The organism is Catenibacterium sp. co_0103 (assembly GCF_004168205.1).
GTDB classification, from domain to species: Bacteria; Bacillota_I; Bacilli_A; order Erysipelotrichales; family Coprobacillaceae; genus Catenibacterium; species Catenibacterium mitsuoka_A.
This window is the reverse complement of record NZ_RCYB01000189.1, coordinates 1-1668: the sequence shown is the minus strand read 5'-3', so window position 1 is coordinate 1668 and position 1668 is coordinate 1. Positions and strand designations below refer to the sequence as shown.

The window sequence follows — 1668 nt, the reverse complement described above, 5'->3', positions numbered from 1 at the left end:
AAGAAATAAGGGGTGAGATTCACCCCTTACTGCGTGATAATTAAAATTTAGGAAACCCCTAGTTATTTTAAATTACCTTAAAAAGGATGCCTCAGCATCCTTCTTTGGTTATTTAGTTGTATCACGCTTGATGAATGTATAATGCATTGGCACTTCTGCTTCATCAATTTCTTCATGATTTAAGATCTTTGTAAGAAGTCTGATTGCGATAGCACCCATATCATATACAGGGACATGAATAGTAGTAAGAGGTGGACGGCAAATAGTCGCATAACTTGTATCCATCATACCAACAACCTGCATATCTTCAGGCACATTGATACCATGATCAATTGCTGCATTGACAACAGCGACTGCTTCCTTGTCATAGCCTGTTAAAACAACATCATGCTTATGAGTATCAAAATATTCCTTTAATTGAGGGTAGCTTTCTTCATAGTGGTTGGAAACATCCACAATATAATCTTCAGGAAGTGTTACACCACTATCTTTAAATGCTTCTTCAATACCCTTCGCAAAATCATTTAAATCAACTAAGTTTTGAGTAGCTCTTACAAAGCAGATATCCTTTTTACCCTGTTCTATAAACTGTTTAGTCATATCATATGCAATACTCTTTGCATCAACATATACAGAACAGATATCTTCATCAGAAATCTTATATCCAACAACAACTGCAGGAATACGGTATTTTTTAATGAGATCAATTTCTTTATCAATACAGTTATTGTTAAATAATACAACACCATCAGCTCTTGATTTAATAACTTTCTCAATTACTTCTTCAATCGGGTTACCTAAACCAAGTTCATCAGTTGTATACATAATGATATTGAAATCTAAAGTACGTCCAGTATCTCCAATACCACCAATCATATCTTTTACATGTCCAAATAGTGACTGTGGGAATACAACTGCAATAGTTGTAGTTTTACTAGTTGCAAGACCTCTTGCAATCTGATTAGGCTTGAAATCGAGTCGTTTTATTGTTTCAAGTACACGTTCTCTTGTTGCAGGCTTTACAACATTTGAACCATTAATTACTCTTGAAACTGTTGCAAGTGAAACATCAGCTGCTTCTGCAACATCATAGATTGTTACTTTCTTCTTCATACTAGTCCTTGATTTCCTCAATCATTTCATCTAGCTGTTTTTCAACATCATCAATTTGCTGATCAATCACATCTTCATCAATCATGGCAGCCTTATCATTAATCATTGTTTTCACTTCATCGATTTTCTGATTCACACGTCCAGTTACTTCTACAACTGAACCTTTCACCTTTTCAAAATTTTCACTAGATTTTACTTTTTCTGCTAGAATTTCTAACTTTTTCTGTACTTCATCTACTTTTTCTTTAGTAGTTTCTTTAAAATCATCAGGATCAAATTCATCTACTGACTTTTTAATATTTTCAATTGTTTCTCCTAACTTAGCTTCAACATCTTCTCTAGTAAGACTTGTTAAATAGTCATAAGTAGATTTTGATTTAGCTTTAATATCTTCTCTTAATTCGCTACCTTTCTTAGGTGCAAATAATAAACCAGCTAAAACGCCTAATCCTACTCCGAATAATACTTTTCCGAATTTCATAATTTCCTCCATTTCCCCGCGCCTTCGTTGCGCGGACACAAATATATAACCAAACTCAAATCCCCCAAAACTCT

The 1668-nt window shown here is 33.9% G+C and carries 2 protein-coding genes; both read right to left on the bottom strand.

Features of this window, described 5'->3' with window-relative positions; genetic code table 11:
* Positions 1-108 precede the first annotated feature (108 nt).
* Positions 109-1113 (bottom strand): LacI family DNA-binding transcriptional regulator, encoded by a 1005-nt coding sequence (locus EAI80_RS13040; protein WP_129982376.1) that lies wholly within the window; start codon positions 1111-1113, stop codon positions 109-111.
* A 1-nt stretch (position 1114) separates the two neighbouring features.
* A partial coding sequence (locus tag EAI80_RS13035; RefSeq protein ID WP_238634635.1) for a YtxH domain-containing protein occupies positions 1115-1668 on the bottom strand: 554 nt, incomplete at its 5' end.

Excerpts from the sequence above, each read along its gene's own strand:
- EAI80_RS13040 (WP_129982376.1), bottom strand. The coding sequence starts at position 1,113 with ATGAAGAAGAAAGTAACAATCTATGATGTTGCAGAAGCAGCTGATGTT.